We start from the raw sequence: 15,089 nt of genomic DNA on the forward strand, positions 1-15,089 counted from the left end.
TTGAGAATGTTTGAGAAGTTATTTAGTAACTAGACTCTTGTCATCAATTACTTGAGATTAAAATTAAGTTTTATTTGGTTCCTAAGTTTAAGTGTATTCATCTACTAAACGAAGTGCTCGGAACTACATGTAAAAGTATTTAAGAAATAAACGAAGTAATTCATGACAAGCCCTTCGAATAAACAAGAAATAAACGTCTGAATTGGGGTGTGCAAAGGAGAGTTAATGAACAAATGCCCAAATTGTAATAACACGCCGATAAGCTTTTTTGAATGGAATAGAGGTTTAAATGCCTTCTCGTGTAAATGTCAAAATTGTTCTTGGCCTCTTAGAGGAAAGATAATAAATATTGTACTTTTTGCTGTAACGGTGCTTTCTGCTGTAGTTGGGTTAATAGTAGCCCGAGAGATATTTGAGTTTAGAAATGCTATTAAAGGAGTTCTTTTCATTATTTTTATAGCACCACTAATAATAATAGGCTCAGGGATTGGTTACTGGATGGGTGGCTATAAAATATAGAAGAGCTTTAACGCAAAACAAGTGAAACCAGAACCAAAGTAGCAAAATAATTAAAGACAGCCACAATTAGGCAAATGACTTACACCAAAATAATTAAAGACAGCCACAATTAGGCAAATGACTTACACAAACTTGCGAATATTCCTTAGCGACAGTATCAAGGCGATTTAAATTAAACTACGCGAGTGAAAAACTTATTGGTTTAAAGCTTGACTTAGCGAACTGGTCGATTTTCAGGTAATCGATAACCTTCTCGTTTAAGAATAAATCCAAGGTTATGTTATCGTTGGTACTTAGGTAGTGGAGAGGTACAAACGCCGTATGCTCGATACGCCTTTAATCCATTTTGATTTCAGTTTATCAGCAAACGATTGAATGAGATGAAGGGGCCCAACAGCGCGGTAGTAATTACGACCATAGTGATTAACTTGATTAAGCCAATTATCTTGGTTGATATTGAGCCGTTGAAATATCGGCTTTAAGTGAGTGGGAATTGTGGCTTTATCCGGATGAATGATTGATTGGCCGGTCCATTCAACCAGTTCAATATAGTCTTTTAGCGGCATTACCATGGTTCTTTGTCTGACCTTACCTGCAAGTGACTCTACTACTTGGTTTAATGTTTCTTCGGTCATCGAGCGTACTCGTGATTGAATGCTGGTATAGTCACTCTCTTCGACTTTATCGGTTATCCCTGCTCTAATGGGGTTAAGGTCGACATAGGCCATGCAAGTCAAAGCAGCTGATTCGTCTAACAAAGCTTGTGAGGTAAACCGAGACTCCCAGAAGTGTCCTTTGACAAAGTCTTCTTGATTACTGCGTTTAGCAATAGGCTCATTTATACAGCGCATGAGCCATGAGATTGAGCCCAAGCGTTGTCGATACTCCGCTAACAGTGTTTCATCATTAGCTATAGCTTGTAGTTTGAGTTCTCGCTGGAGTTTAAATTGAGGATTATCCAGTTTACCAGGAAACAGTTGTAGCCAGCGCTCTGCGACTTCTAAATCACTCCACTGACACGGTGCGAGCGGGTCAGAATAAACCACTAGATGATAATGGTTATGCATCACGGCATAACTATAAACTTCGATAGAGAAGATAGTAGCGAGCTGTAATATTCGTTGTTCAATCCAAGCACGGCGATGTTCATAAGATATCCCTGTCTCATCATCCACACCACATAAGAAAGCCCGTCGAACACAACGGGATATCAGGTGATAGTAACCGGCGTTTTCAGAATCAATCAGGTCACTGCGTTTGATGGCCATTATTGCTCCTTAATCAATGAATTCACATTATCAACAAAGGAAGCTCATAAAAGAAGGCGAGAATAACACCGAGACAACTCAGAGATTGAAGATTGATAGCGTGAGTGATTGTCGATATAGTGACTGTCAGTAATTGTCCTTCGTTTGGGTATTGCCTTTTATTGGCTCAATTTTTACGGTTCTCATTAACAGAGAAGACTATTTTACTGATCGAAGGCTTAAGAAAGTAGGAAACAACTCCAATATTACTAATACTCAAGCAGCGAATATGGGGTCAAGTGTTGGGAGTAGCACTGAACCATAGAAACATATCCTGAAATAGGTGGATGATCCAAAAATACACGCAACACAATCAATCGTTCGGCAAAAAAATATAGAGTATGATAAATATCTTAATAAGTAAGCGAGGTTTAAATTTAAGGGAACCGTTTTGGACAGACAAGAATTTGCAAGAAGATTTTCAGAACGACAATTATCGTATCTCAGTACAATAGAAGCTCTAAGTAAAAACAAAGATATAACATGGCATAGCTATTTTAGTTATGCTCACGTTGAAGATGTTGGCTCTGTATCTATGGTCCTAAAAAAGGATAAAACAGGCCCAGAATCTAAAAACTTGGAAGAATTAAATAGCTATATAAAATTTTTGACTGGTGATGGTTTTAGTCTAGAAGTTTTGGTTGAATGGTCGCTAGATAGTTGTATATATCATGTTGCATCATGGGAAGATGATGAGGAACCAGATTGGCCTCAAGATATTAATGGTGGGTTTGTCTTGAGGTGGCTTCCGGTTAAAGACTCTGATAGTTTAGGAATGTGAATCACGGGTTAGAATCGCTGAAATGATGAGTGTATGGCAAACTCCATCACAATGCCGACACTGAACGATCTTTAAGATTATAAGAAAAGCTGTCATTCGAGGTATAAATAAGGAAATAAATTGGGAGCATACACAAAAATTAAAGGATGGATTGAAGTTCCTGAAAGTTTAGGGAAAGAAATTGAACCTATCTTAATAAAGTACATTACTTCTGAGTATCTAAACAAGCATCAGGTAAAAGTACATCAAGCCGACTTATATTCTGGCGGTTGGGTGATCCAGGAGAGCCCGATCAATGGATATAAACACGTTTTTTTCGGAGCTGAAACAAGGACCTATTTACTGGGTTATATTAAGGCTCAGATAGAAGAAATTGCGCTACTAGTCGAAAAGACCGATGACTTTGAACTTTATCCGGAAGGTTTTTTCAGTTTAGAGGAAGATGGAACACATAGTTACCCAGATGTCAGATGGATAGTTTCACATGGCCGAGTTCGTGTTCTCGAAGGAAAATTATACTAGTCACTTCAGTTTATGAGAGTTAAATAAAATGATAGGCTTGAACCATCACAGAGTTGCCGGTCGTATTAACTTTTTGATGTCAAAAAGCAGTCACTCATGAATTGCCGAAAATAATATCCTTCTTTTGATAATTTAAAACATTTCGATAATGAACAAACTTAGACCAACTATACCTATCGCTAACTGGAAAGTAGCGCTTAATATTGAGGAAAGTCAGAAAGTTCAAAATCAAGAGAGTGTGCCAGCATTTAATTGTGACTGTGAGTCATGTGAACACTGGAGAAAGATGTACGAAAAGGTTCTGCCTGAAGGTATATTGCTTGAACTAAAAAGGCTTGGTATCAATCTTGATACTCCTTCAGACGCATATGAGCACGGTTCTGGTGAGGATGGCCGTCATTTCAGAATAATATTTCACATAGTAGGACGAATATTAAGTGGACCAGAAGCTTACAGGTGTGAGCAACAAATTGATAGCAGTGTTTTAAACTATCAGGTTACCAGAGAAACGCCTTACTTCAGCATAGTAGTTTTGCCATACGCAGAGTCTTATGATAAAGGTCCGATTTATGAGAAGAGTAAGAAAGGTGAACTTATAACCATTGATATGCGATTAAGTATTCCTTAGTATTCAACGAGTACTTTTATCACCTTTCGGGCAGTCAAATATAAATTCTTCTGAACCAAAGTATGACTTATGAGACGTCCAATTAGCTTGAAATGTAATAGAATTCTATGGACTTAAAACTAACTTTTAAAAATCCTCAGCATGGATGGTTACCTTGAGTATTCACAAGCGGTGATTATACTGTGGAGTTTGAAGCATCAGATGTCCCAAATAACCCGGTGAGTGAACTTGTAGAATCCCTTTGGAAACCTGTTAGAAATGAAAACTCAGAAGTGTGGTGGCACTTAGAGCCTGCTGGTTATTATTTTATATTTGAGCCTAAACAGAGCGAATTGTTGTTTAGCATTCAGTTTTCACCAAACTCTAGTTTAGCTAACAGAAAAATATTGTTTGAAGCGAAAGTAAATTTAAGAAACGCATTAATGATGTTTTGGCGTTGTGCGAAGAAAACCACTACCTTTGAAACATCTGACACTGATTGGCCCAAGCTTGACAAAAATGAATTAGAAAATTTAAGGACTAAACTTAACCAGATTACTGATGATGGTTTCTAAGGTGCAAGGGAGGCTCAAACCATTACAAAGTAGACACTCAACTCAGCACGTCATTCCGAGCGTAGTCGAGGAATCTCCCACAGTTTTGGATACATCTACAAGCAGAGATTTACAAAGAAACACACCCATGTCTGTGATGGTGTCCAAGATTTTGAGTTTGTCTAAGCCTTTGGGAGATCTCTCCACTCCGGTCGAGATGACGGGCTACCTTTGAAAGTCTGGTTTGAGGAAATAAAAAGCTCCTTGATGCTTCGAAGTATGACTAGAAACTAAATGGCAAACCTTGCCCTTTAAAAAACTGAGTCAATAAAGTCAGGAGAACATTCCACTGCGGTTGAAACAACTAAAAAAATCTCTAGATGATTCAACCGACTTTTTGTATTTTTAAATATTACGGTTAAACATCTTCCTCATCGGTTTCAACCCAAGGAATCAATAACTCCTTATAACCAACAATACCAAGTGCTTTACCTGCTTCAGTGACTAACGTATGAGAAAGTCCAAACCGGCTGAAAAGTCGAGCGCAATATCTTACGTCCATGTCCGGTTCGATACTTATGACAGGTTTAGACATGATTTCATAGAGATTAACTCTGCGTGTTGCTTTGTCTTTCGCGAGTACTTTTTTGACGATGTCTGATAAGAGAACCACGCCATAAGCATCATGTTTATCACGTTTTTTTATAATCAGCATTTCAATGTTTTTTTCTTTAAAAACTTGAATAGCTTCCTTTACTGTAGCGAGACCATCAATTTCATAGAAGTCAGTTCGCATCACATCGCGTGCTTTGATTACTTTCTTTTCCATTATAAAAACTCCTTCACTTCGTCAGTGAGCTTCGCTTGTTGACTAGCAACACCAACGGCGTCCTCAACATCAATCTGAAAGGCAATTCCAGTCCCGGGTTTATCATCAAACTCACCCACTTTATTAATCTCTTCAATAATGTGTCGACTTAAATGTTCTTCAACTAAAAACAAGATAACATCTCTTTGGGTTTCGAGGTTTAAACCAAAGAATGTTTTTGATTGAGTCATTCCTTCACCTCTCGCATTATTAATAACCGTCGCGCCGGTAGCTCCTGCCTTTCTGGCTGCATCCATAACCGCATCGGTTTTCTCATCTTCGATGAATACTACAATCATTTTAAAGTGCATGATTAACTCCTCACGCTGCTATTAGCTTGATCTACTTGAGATCGTTTTGATTTAAAAAAGTTAACTTTAGCTTCTGATAACTGAGCATAAGCCATTACTGACATAATCGGAAATAAACTGGCGAAGGCAATCAGCCCAAAACCATCTATCAAAGGATTACGTCCCGGAACTGTTTGCGATAGACCTAATCCGAGTGCGGCGACTAGTGGAACGGTTACGGTTGATGTGGTTACACCACCTGAATCATAGGCGAGGGGAATAATGAGTTTAGGCGCGAATGATGTTTGAATAACAACGATAACGTAACCCACAATAATGTACCAATGAATCGGATCGCCGACTACTATTCGGTAACAACCCAAACTAATTCCGATCGCTACGCCTAAAGCAACAGCGATGCGCAGTCCCCAAATTCCGATCGCGCCGGCTGATACTTCATTCGCTTTAATTGCGACAGCTATTAGTGATGGCTCAGCAATTGTGGTACTAAACCCGATACAAAATGCAAAAATATAAACCCAATAATAATCTTGCCAACTAATCTCCCCAGCGATATCGCTTATTCCGCCAAGCGACTGAATAAATGATGGTGCCGTAAGTTGTTCCGCCATGATTTTGCCGAGTGGAAACAATGCCCACTCTAGACCGATAAGGAAAAGAGATAGACCAATTAGGACCCAAACAAACCCCGTTAAAATCTGCCCAAGGTTAGCTGGTTTTTTACGAATGACTAGGAATTGAAACCCAAAGATAATCACCGCAATCGGTATGACATCTTTAACCGTGGTTACAATTACATTGAGAATTTCGAGTAGTGTCTCCATTAGATAATCATTCCATATGCCATGACAAAAATCATTGGTGTGAGTGAAGCAAAGGCGATCAATCCAAAGCCGTCAATCATCGGGTTTCGTCCTTTAATCGATGACGCTAAACCTACACCCAATGCGGTTACAAGGGGCACAGTTATTGTCGATGTTGTGACGCCACCTGAGTCATAAGCGATTCCAATGATTTCTCTTGGTGCAAATGCTGTCATGATTACCACTAGTAGATAACCACCGATAATGATCCACTGAATCGGCCACCCTTTTAAAATACGAATAACGCCAATAACGATTGCGATACCGACCGATAAAGCAACAGTAAACCGCAGACCTGTAGCGTATGATTGCTGGGCTTCTGTAGAGGCTTCAATCATATTTCCCGCGGCAGCAACTTTTGCGGCTTCTGCGGAAACAGCAATTAATGCAGGTTCAGCGACAGTCGTACCGAAACCTAAGCAAAAAGCAAAAATCACTAGCCAAACTACGCTACCTTTGCGGGCAAAAGCGTGTGCCATTGACTCTCCAATGGGGAATAACCCTTGTTCAAGGCCATGAATGAAAAAAGTCAGGCCGAGAATTACAAATCCTACACCGGCAATTAATTTGCCAACATTGGGGAGCGGTTGCTGGAGGACAAAAAACTGAAAGAATAAGATAACAATCAATATTGGTAGCAGGTCACGAACACTACCTAACATCGATGCAAACAACTTATGCAGTAGCTTAATCAAATATGAATCCAGAATTATACTAAGATTTAATTATTGGTTTTTAGGGTAGGGGGATAACGGAAAGTGGTCAACCAAGCAAATACGCATTTATTGACTTTGGTCATCTTGATGCCAGTTTTTGTACGTTGCTAGAATTGACCAAACCTTATTTAAGGAGTCAGCGAACTTTACCAGGCGAGTATTGGTTTGAGAATAGCAATGAGCATGCGCCAGTGAATGAGGGGGGTAGACAATCAACTTATTCCTTTTTGGAGACTTTAAGCGAGTTATCTGGTGCAGTAAATTCGAGGTTAGTGAGGGTAAGCGTTACGTCAGGTTTATCTTGTTCAAATTGGGCGATTTTAACTGGAAAATAGTTTAATTCTGGACTTAACCAAACTGAAAAACTACTGTCATCACCACTAACTCTCTCAAGGCGTATCGTTTGATATTCTCCAAAAGGTGTTTTGATCACGTCTTCACCTTTGAGTTGATATTCATAAAACTCACGTAATCCTTTGTAGCTGACAAGATATTTGAACTCTTGATTTCCGATGAGTAAATCAGAACGGAGTTTAAGCAAATGATTCGCTCGATCAAATACCTGTGATTCTAACGGCAGGCTCCATTTCCGTTTGCCTCGCGTTCCGACTTCCTGCTTTGCATCCCAATCGAATGCTTGTTTGGTTAACCGATCTTTTCTGAAACTGACTTTTGTTTTCGAGTAAAATTCGTCGGTAAACATCTTTCGTTCTTTAATTTTAAATTTAGAGTACTCACGACTTCTTAACGTTAAAAGCCATTTGCTCAATTTAGAAGATACTTCAAGTTGCCATTGATTATCTTTCTTTTCCATTTTTCGGGTTGCATTACCTAGCGCATCACCATCGGCGCTAATTTGATAAGTCGCTACATAAGCATGCAGAAAGATCCATGGGTTTTCCTTGAGAGAACGGTTAATTTTATTTTGTTCAGATGGGTTTACTCCGGGAATTTCTGCAAGCTCGTCATTTGGAGCAGTCGATTCGGTTTGTTCGATATTGGCGCTAACTGAATTGCTTTGGATAACTTGTTCAGTCAAATTGGTTGAGTCAGTTGTTTCAGTTGATTGAGTAGATTCTGTTCCATCAGTATTTTCGGTTTGTATTGAGTCGCTAAGTGCCTCGGATTGGGTTGACTCCGCTGGTACTGCCTCAGATTGGGTTTCGACGGATTTTTGTTGTGGGTTGAGCTCGTTTGCTTTGAGGTCAATCGAATTCCAGGTTAAGAGTAACGTAATGAATAAAAGAGACACAACTCTGGTTGAATCAAATTCAATCTGAGTAAAGCTTTTGCGAGGATTATTCCGAATCAATAATGATGGGGTGAGTAAGCTTTTCATTGTCAAAATAAATCCCTTCAGATTCCATTGAAAGTCTTTCAGTCAAAAACCATGAAGCGACCTCTGGATATAGCTTGTGCTCTAATTGTTGAACTTTGGCCATAACCTCAGATTCGCTGTCATTTAAGTCAAGTTTCAGCCTTGCTTGGCCGATAACCGGTCCACCATCTAACTCTTCCGTTACAAAATGCACACTTGTGCCATGAAAGGTGTCTTTGTTCTCTAGTGCGCGTCGGTGGGTATGTAAACCTGTATATTTGGGCAACAAAGATGGGTGAATGTTCAATAGTTTGCCATTAAACTTTTGCACGAAACCTGCACTTAGGATTCTCATGAAACCTGCTAATATAACAAGGTTAGGGGAGAATGACTCAATAGTTTTCGCTAACGCTTCATCGAATGCTTCTCTGGAATCGAAATTACCGTGTTCGATAACACGAGTCGGAATATTGGCTTTGGCCGCGCGCTCTAGACCAAACACGCCGGATTTATTGCTGATTACGCCCACGATTTTGGCGTGCAAATTACCTGCTTTTTCCGCCTCGATAAAAGCTTGTAAGTTAGAACCGCTGCCCGATATTAAAACAACAACCCGTTTGTTACTCATTGGCTAATTCCTGTCGACCAATGTTTATTTAAAGCTAACTTGCTGGTTGTCTTGTGATTCGACGATTTCACCTAAGTGCCATGCTTGTTCGCCGAGCGCATTGAGAATCTCTAGGGATTTGTCGAGTTCATCGGCAGCGACCACTAATACCATACCTACCCCACAGTTAAAGGTACGATACATTTCCATTTGTTCAACATTACCCTTAGTTTGAAGCCAGTTAAAGATTGCCGGCATTTGCCAAGAATTCTGATTGATTTGCGCGCAGCTATTGTCGGGCAAAACGCGCGGGATGTTTTCTAATAAACCGCCGCCAGTAATGTGAGAGAGGGCTTTTAAATTAACTTGTTTGGCAAGTGCCAAGGTTGACTTCACATATATTTTGGTGGGTTCTAGTAATGCTTCTGCTAAAGTACCCTCGCCGAATGAGTCATCAAGTTTGGCACCGGATACTTCGATGATTTTCCTGATTAAAGAATAACCATTAGAGTGGGGACCACTGGAGCCTAAACCAATCAACTGATCGCCAGTTGTTACTTGGGTACCGTCAATAACTTGAGACTTCTCAACAATACCTACACAAAAACCAGCAAGGTCATAATCTTCGCCTTCATACATCCCTGGCATTTCGGCAGTTTCACCACCTATCAGTGCACAGTTTGATTGAATACATCCTTCACCAATTCCTTTTACAACATCTGCTGCAGTGTCGATGTCAAGTTTACCTGTTGCATAGTAGTCTAGGAAGAAGAGGGGTTCTGCCCCTTGAACGATGAGATCATTTACGCACATCGCGACAAGATCAATACCCACTTTATCGTGGATACCAGCATCAATTGCTAAACGAAGTTTGGTACCAACACCGTCTGTTCCTGAAACGAGAACTGGTTCTTTGTAGCCAGTGGGCAGTTCAAACATCGCGCCAAAGCCGCCCAGGTTAGATACAACTTCGGGTCGCTTCGTCGCTTTGGCGACACTCTTGATGCGCTCAACCAATTGATTTCCGGCTTCAATATCCACACCGGCATCTTTGTAACTTAGGCCTTTAGAGCTGTTATCTGACATCTTAATAAATCTCTGGCTAGGGTCATAGAATTTGGGCGGTATTCTACCATGCATTGATTTGAGATCGAGTTATTTGCCAGTAAAAAGAACAAAAAATACGGATTTATCGCCGATTAAAAACGATTCTTATTGATGTGGTTGAGTGTCAGCGTGATTTACGTTCGATCGACATTAGTGCTTCGTTTATGGCATAGTCATTAAAGGCCGGATCTTGTCGGTCAATTTCAAACGGGCCCGTCCAATCTTCAGGCGGCGCCGATTCCAGTGGAATTAAGGCTTTCCAGCCGCTGAACTCTAACTCTTCTATTTCGCCGTCGTAATATTGGATTTCGATACTTTGTTCTTCGTAATCAATCGCGACGACTTCGAACAATGCATCATTGTTTACTGGACGGTACCAGTGACCAATTTCTGCGGATATTTGTCCTGACATCATTGCGAGTTACCTCGTGTGGTTAGATGTATTATTGAGTTTATTCGGTGCCAACCATACGACCGTAACAAAGTTTCAAAAGCAACGGGCGCGAATGGTAGATTCGGCAAACCCCTATATTCACAGGGTTTTCACAGTAATAATCGACTATTAACAAGCTTTTTAGAAGGACTGATTTGTTCATACCAGAACCGCTATTAGAAGAATTTCTTATTATTATCGAGACTTGCTTGACAGCAGAGGCCGAACGACTGCCGTTAGCACTACTTGGTGAGAATGGTCGGTGTTGTTATCGGGAAGTTATCTATTTGTGCGATAAAATCTTCGGGTTGGTTGGTCAAGCGTGCATAGATAAGCTGATAAGTCAGAACATTCTTAACGTATTCGCGAGTTTCTTTATAGGGAATTTGTTCAATCCATTGGAGTGGATCTCGTGTATTGTTGTTTTCCAACCATTTTTGTACTTTTGCTTTGCCTGCATTGTAGGCGGCTGTTGCTAAAATTGGGTGGTCATTAAAGGACTCATACATTTTACTCAGGTGTGCAGTACCCAGTTTAATATTCATGTCAGCATTGAGTAATTGTGATGCGCGTTTAAACGATTTACGGTGCTTAACAACCATACGTGCCGTTGACGGTTTTAGTTGCATTAAACCTCTCGCACCAGCGCTTGAGACCGCATCAGTCTTAAATGCCGATTCCTGTCGTGTAATGGCGTAAGCCCAACTGAGTGGTATTTGATTTTCTTTCGCTTGCGCTTCAAATAAAGACAATTGATGCAACGGGAAGCGTTTCTCCACATCATCTATTTGTTTACTGCGTGCGAATGCCAGTATCGCTTGATGTTGCCACTGCCATTGGTGAGCTATCAAAGCTAATTTAGTCTGGTCTTCAAGTGGAGTCTGTTGCACCACATAATTCCATTCACGCCGGGCATCGTTTAGACGACCTAAAGCGAGAAACTCTCGGGCTCTCCGAGCAGAGGGTTTTTGCGTATATTGCGCCAGTTCATGCTGATCGTAGCTGATAGTACGTTGTTTTAGTTCTGCTTGTTTACCGAGCTGTCTCGCCGATAAAAAACCATAGTAGCTGCGCTCTTGTGAGAGGGATTCAAATATGGATTGTGCTTTATTAAGATTTCCGAGTTGGGTTTCTGCAACCGCTTGCCAGTAAAACCATTTATTCGACTCTTGGCTTTGCTGCGACAGGTCTGCTGCTAGCTCCGTGATTAATTGCCAGTTTTGGTCTGCGATTGCGGTGGATAAAAGCCATTGGTTGACTGACTCATCGCCACGCCATTCTATCGATGCAAGCCAATTAGCCGCCTTGGGGTCCTTGTCGATTGCCAAGCTAAGGCTGATTGCTCGTTTCAGTTTTCCAGTGCGATCAGTAAATTGGTGCTTCTTGCCGAGTTTTTTCCACACATCAATCGCTAAGTTAGGATCATCCCAAGCCAGCCGATATAAGGCGAAATCAATGATATCTACCGCTTTGTCGGTTAACGGGTTTCGAAAGTCGACCTTATTGAGTTTTTCAGGACTTTTCGCAACCTTCTGTAACAACTGCGCGGCCTCTTGCTCGGAGGGAGGCAATTTTCTAGCGAGGTATTGCGCTAGCGAGCGCTGTCTCGCTTTTACCGCGAGCACGAACCTTTGCCAGACCATCTCGTCAGTAATTTGCCCAGATTGCTTTAATGTCGATATGAGTTTGTCGCAGGCTTTTGGCAGCGAACGGCCAGTTAACCAAATAGATTTCGCGAGCGGGTAGATATCTTGCGGATTTTCTGAGGTTTTTAATCGAAATTCCAGCTGTTTACAGGAAAGTTGAGTACTGCCAAAGTTCCTGTAATGTCGCAAAAAGAGTGAAGAATGGTTATTTTTAGCGAGCCAGTGTAGCCATTTATAACGGAGCTTTCGTGACACCGGAAGGTCACCGTGCTGATTGAGAAAAGATTCGATTAAACTGCTATTGGCTAAGCTTAGATTGGCTAAAAGTCGATCTCGTTCGAGATAAATTGCCAGTGGATAATCGCCTAAATGGTCGAGCTTTTTATCAAAATCATTCCACTTTGCTTGGCGTAAGAGTTTTTCTGCCGCCAAAAAATCTGTTTGTTGCGCTGTTAGGACCGAAGCAGTGTCGTTCATTTTTGCAAAAGTAAGCGGCGTCGTAAAGGCTACTACAACCAAAATAAACATTAAAATCAAACACTTACTTCTTAACAAAGGTCGCTCTCAATCTGATGAAAAACACTTTCTTGCCCAGCCGCATGTTCTGCCCAGGATGATTGGCTTCGTATTAGCCATTTCTTCTTAACGACTTAGTTTTCTCGCCTAGCATCAACTAATTCCACCGGCGCTGTAAAACTACTATCAATTGTTATCGCTGGATCTCTCAATAAGTTTAGAACTTTATTTAGGACAATATCCAGTGATTTTTGGTTCCCCGTAAGAAAAAATATTATTGAGATCAATTATTAGCCGCATTTCTCTCGAAAATACTTTAACCCTTTATAATGAATATTGGGAATCAAATCAGTTTAACATTGGATAAAAACCTTAAAAATAAGCGAGAGATGTCGCGCTTACGAAAAAAGAGCACACCATCACAGTGTGCCCAAGGCGGAGGTAGAGCAAATCGAAGTCTTTGGCTCTTGAGAGGGGAATTGGGGCCAGTGTCGCGAGAGGTTTGAAAGAAGTGATTCAAGAAGCTCTCGCACAGTGTATTAATTCTGAGCGACTTGCTGACTGCCGCGAGTGACAAAATTTACGCTGACCTTTCTCGCCATAGCGAATACGTCGGGAGACTCATTATTGGTAAAGCCGAGGACTTCGCCGTGAGCGATACCGATCAATCTGTGAGAAGGAACACCTTGTTTTTCAAAAGCGGCAATCACTGAGTCAACACGTTTTTGCGAAAGCGTCATATTGTCTTTTTTGGTACCTCGTGGATCAGTGTATCCATCGAGTCTCAAGCTTAATTCCGGAAACTGTGTCATTACGGTAGAGATTCTTTCAATACTCGCTAAATCTGCGTCAGAGAGTGCTGCAGAATTTGTGGTGAACATAAGATTTAAAGTTAATCCTTCGGTAACCCATTGAGCGCTTGAAGCTTGCGCAGTTTCTACCGCTAAATCTTCCTGAATCATTGTTAACTCCCTTTTAAGTTGTCGCTCTCGCAATTCTGAACTTGCTAGCTCTGCCGAAACTTCATCAAGTTGGTTGGCTTTTTCTACCTGATTTCCAAACAGCGCTCCAATGGCACCACCGATGATGAAGCCTGCCGGTCCACCGATGGCTGCCCCTGCAGCTGCTCCACTGGCAAAACCAATGTTTTCTTCTTTGCTGGCTTCAGCTTTCGCCTGGTTGATGCTGAAAATTGACGTTGCTACTAGTGCTGAAATTACGATTGCCTTTTTCATGTTATTTCCTCTTTTAAAATTGAATTACTGAATAAAATTTTTTGTCTCGTCCTAGCCTTTTAATTGACCGTTGGTTTAAGTTGCCTTCCTTGGACGAGTCCGCGAAGCGGTGTGTCCTTAACTTTGCCTGGTCAGTTTGTCCTCACGGTAGGCTCGCGTTGTTGGCCTCATCTCGTTTGGACGATTCCATTAAAGCGCGATAAAGAGGCACGCAAATAGGCCAAAAAAGGAAGGTCGCAGGCCAAATATGGCGAAAAAGTGGCAATCCGACAGAAACGCTTTTTAACTGACTAAAATCCGGTAATATAAAAACATCAGCAGCAAACAACTATTAAGCGAGTCGACAAAACGTTTTGGTCAGCTCAAAAATTAAACAAAGGTAGTAGTCGGTTGTCGTTTGTTTTTTGACCGGTTAAGGAATAAACGATTCTCACTAAATTAAAATGAATAAGAAGGTAAATGATGGCTAGAAGAATAGCACTGGTGGAAGATGAAAAAGCGATTCGGGAGAATTATGCGGCATCCTTACGGAAACAAGGTTACGATGTGCTGTGCTATGAGTCGAAAGATCAAGCACTCAAGGCGTTTGAAACTCGCTTACCTGATTTAGCTATTTTAGATATCGGATTAGGTGCTGAACCCGAGGGTGGATTTGAACTTTGTCGCTTTTTAAGAGCCCAATCAAGTACCCTGCCGATTATTTTTCTGACAGCGTTAGATAGTGAGTTCGATACCATTTCAGGCTTAAGGTTGGGAGCGGATGATTATTTAACTAAAGACATAAGCTTAGCGCAGGTTTTAGTGAGGGTATCGGCACTGTTCAGGCGAATCGACGCGCTTAAGTCTAATCTCGATCAGGAGCAAGACCTGATTGAGGTGGGAAAGCTACAACTTGATGCGAGTCGGTTTGTAGCAAGTTGGGACGAACACCCCATCGAGATAACTTTAACGGAGTTTTGGATTTTGCATGCGCTTGTTAAAAGGCCGGGGCATGTAAAAAATCGTGATCAACTTATGGAGGCCGCTAAAGCGGTTGTAGATGACAGTACGGTGACTTCACACATAAAACGATTACGAAAAAAGTTTGTTGCTCTAGAACCTGAATTTGATCGCATCGAAACCGTTTATGGCATGGGTTACCGTTGGAAGGCCTAAAAAATACTTTAAAATTGATAAAAT

At 41.0% G+C, this 15,089-nt stretch carries 17 protein-coding genes; 6 read left to right on the forward strand and 11 right to left on the reverse strand.

Going from position 1 to position 15,089, the window contains the following annotated elements; translation table 11 throughout:
• Positions 1-225: 225 nt before the first annotated feature.
• Positions 226-519, forward strand: coding sequence for a hypothetical protein (locus FLL45_RS02545; RefSeq protein ID WP_142888214.1), 294 nt, complete (start codon positions 226-228; stop codon positions 517-519).
• A gap of 293 nt (positions 520-812) precedes the next feature.
• Here the strand turns inward: FLL45_RS02545 and FLL45_RS02550 are convergent, their stop codons facing one another.
• On the reverse strand, positions 813-1,787 hold the full coding sequence (locus FLL45_RS02550) for a transposase (RefSeq protein WP_142888215.1): 975 nt from the start codon (positions 1,785-1,787) through the stop codon (positions 813-815).
• Positions 1,788-2,217: 430 nt separating this feature from the next.
• On the opposite strand from FLL45_RS02550, the gene FLL45_RS02555 reads away from it, so the two are divergent.
• From FLL45_RS02555 to FLL45_RS02570, 4 genes are all read left to right on the forward strand, one after another.
• Positions 2,218-2,607, forward strand: coding sequence for a hypothetical protein (locus FLL45_RS02555; protein ID WP_142888216.1), 390 nt, complete (start codon positions 2,218-2,220; stop codon positions 2,605-2,607).
• Positions 2,608-2,727: 120 nt separating this feature from the next.
• Entirely contained in the window at positions 2,728-3,129 is a 402-nt protein-coding gene (locus FLL45_RS02560) for a hypothetical protein (protein WP_142888217.1), read from the forward strand.
• A gap of 148 nt (positions 3,130-3,277) precedes the next feature.
• Entirely contained in the window at positions 3,278-3,757 is a 480-nt protein-coding gene (locus FLL45_RS02565) for a hypothetical protein (protein ID WP_142888218.1), read from the forward strand.
• 182 nt (positions 3,758-3,939) lie between these two features.
• On the forward strand, positions 3,940-4,311 hold the full coding sequence (locus FLL45_RS02570) for a hypothetical protein (protein ID WP_142888219.1): 372 nt from the start codon (positions 3,940-3,942) through the stop codon (positions 4,309-4,311).
• 397 nt (positions 4,312-4,708) lie between these two features.
• Here FLL45_RS02570 and FLL45_RS02575 read toward each other — a convergent pair whose 3' ends face one another.
• The 10 genes from FLL45_RS02575 to FLL45_RS02620 form a co-directional block, all read right to left on the reverse strand.
• Positions 4,709-5,119, reverse strand: coding sequence for a CBS domain-containing protein (locus FLL45_RS02575; protein WP_142888220.1), 411 nt, complete (start codon positions 5,117-5,119; stop codon positions 4,709-4,711).
• Entirely contained in the window at positions 5,119-5,469 is a 351-nt protein-coding gene (locus FLL45_RS02580; protein WP_142888221.1) for a P-II family nitrogen regulator, read from the reverse strand. The genes FLL45_RS02575 and FLL45_RS02580 overlap by 1 nt, the downstream gene beginning before the upstream one ends.
• A gap of 2 nt (positions 5,470-5,471) precedes the next feature.
• Positions 5,472-6,293 (reverse strand): DUF1538 domain-containing protein, encoded by an 822-nt coding sequence (locus tag FLL45_RS02585; protein WP_142888222.1) that lies wholly within the window; start codon positions 6,291-6,293, stop codon positions 5,472-5,474.
• A complete protein-coding gene (locus tag FLL45_RS02590; RefSeq protein WP_425456670.1) occupies positions 6,293-7,024 on the reverse strand; it encodes a DUF1538 family protein in 732 nt (243 codons plus the stop codon). Before FLL45_RS02590 ends, FLL45_RS02585 begins: the two co-directional genes overlap by 1 nt.
• Before the next feature lie 241 nt (positions 7,025-7,265).
• Positions 7,266-8,387: a DUF3108 domain-containing protein gene (locus FLL45_RS02595; RefSeq protein ID WP_142888223.1), complete on the reverse strand. Its 1,122-nt coding sequence runs from the start codon at positions 8,385-8,387 to the stop codon at positions 7,266-7,268.
• Positions 8,347-8,994 carry a phosphoribosylglycinamide formyltransferase gene (gene purN, locus FLL45_RS02600; protein WP_142888224.1) on the reverse strand — a complete coding sequence of 216 codons (648 nt, stop codon included), beginning with the start codon at positions 8,992-8,994 and terminating at the stop codon, positions 8,347-8,349. The genes FLL45_RS02595 and purN overlap by 41 nt, the downstream gene beginning before the upstream one ends.
• Before the next feature lie 24 nt (positions 8,995-9,018).
• A complete protein-coding gene (gene purM / locus FLL45_RS02605; RefSeq protein WP_142888225.1) occupies positions 9,019-10,059 on the reverse strand; it encodes a phosphoribosylformylglycinamidine cyclo-ligase in 1,041 nt (346 codons plus the stop codon).
• 145 nt (positions 10,060-10,204) lie between these two features.
• The gene (locus FLL45_RS02610) at positions 10,205-10,495 is read right to left on the reverse strand and encodes a DUF6763 family protein (RefSeq protein WP_142888226.1); all 291 of its coding nucleotides are present in this window, start codon (positions 10,493-10,495) and stop codon (positions 10,205-10,207) included.
• A 260-nt stretch (positions 10,496-10,755) separates the two neighbouring features.
• A complete protein-coding gene (locus FLL45_RS02615) occupies positions 10,756-12,687 on the reverse strand; it encodes a transglycosylase SLT domain-containing protein (protein ID WP_185964294.1) in 1,932 nt (643 codons plus the stop codon).
• A 527-nt stretch (positions 12,688-13,214) separates the two neighbouring features.
• Complete coding sequence (locus tag FLL45_RS02620; protein ID WP_142888228.1) at positions 13,215-13,910, reverse strand: OmpA family protein; 696 nt, start codon at positions 13,908-13,910, stop codon at positions 13,215-13,217.
• A gap of 462 nt (positions 13,911-14,372) precedes the next feature.
• Here FLL45_RS02620 and pdsR point away from each other — a divergent pair, with 462 nt between their 5' ends.
• Positions 14,373-15,065 (forward strand): proteobacterial dedicated sortase system response regulator, encoded by a 693-nt coding sequence (gene pdsR / locus FLL45_RS02625; protein ID WP_142941135.1) that lies wholly within the window; start codon positions 14,373-14,375, stop codon positions 15,063-15,065.
• Positions 15,066-15,089 lie beyond the last annotated feature (24 nt).

This window comes from Aliikangiella marina (assembly GCF_007004765.1).
Lineage (GTDB): Bacteria > Pseudomonadota > Gammaproteobacteria > Enterobacterales > Kangiellaceae > Aliikangiella > Aliikangiella marina.

Bases quoted from the DNA above. Each gene is read 5' to 3' on its own strand.
- FLL45_RS02620 (WP_142888228.1), bottom strand. From the start codon at position 13,910: ATGAAAAAGGCAATCGTAATTTCAGCACTAGTAGCAACGTCAATTTTC.
- FLL45_RS02575 (WP_142888220.1), bottom strand. From the start codon at position 5,119: ATGGAAAAGAAAGTAATCAAAGCACGCGATGTGATGCGAACTGACTTC.
- pdsR (WP_142941135.1), top strand. From the start codon at position 14,373: ATGGCTAGAAGAATAGCACTGGTGGAAGATGAAAAAGCGATTCGGGAG.
- FLL45_RS02610 (WP_142888226.1), bottom strand. From the start codon at position 10,495: ATGATGTCAGGACAAATATCCGCAGAAATTGGTCACTGGTACCGTCCA.
- FLL45_RS02595 (WP_142888223.1), bottom strand. From the start codon at position 8,387: ATGAAAAGCTTACTCACCCCATCATTATTGATTCGGAATAATCCTCGC.
- FLL45_RS02615 (WP_185964294.1), bottom strand. From the start codon at position 12,687: ATGTTTATTTTGGTTGTAGTAGCCTTTACGACGCCGCTTACTTTTGCA.
- purM (WP_142888225.1), bottom strand. From the start codon at position 10,059: ATGTCAGATAACAGCTCTAAAGGCCTAAGTTACAAAGATGCCGGTGTG.
- FLL45_RS02580 (WP_142888221.1), bottom strand. From the start codon at position 5,469: ATGCACTTTAAAATGATTGTAGTATTCATCGAAGATGAGAAAACCGAT.
- FLL45_RS02565 (WP_142888218.1), top strand. From the start codon at position 3,278: ATGAACAAACTTAGACCAACTATACCTATCGCTAACTGGAAAGTAGCG.
- purN (WP_142888224.1), bottom strand. From the start codon at position 8,994: ATGAGTAACAAACGGGTTGTTGTTTTAATATCGGGCAGCGGTTCTAAC.
- FLL45_RS02545 (WP_142888214.1), top strand. From the start codon at position 226: ATGAACAAATGCCCAAATTGTAATAACACGCCGATAAGCTTTTTTGAA.
- FLL45_RS02585 (WP_142888222.1), bottom strand. From the start codon at position 6,293: ATGGAGACACTACTCGAAATTCTCAATGTAATTGTAACCACGGTTAAA.
- FLL45_RS02550 (WP_142888215.1), bottom strand. From the start codon at position 1,787: ATGGCCATCAAACGCAGTGACCTGATTGATTCTGAAAACGCCGGTTAC.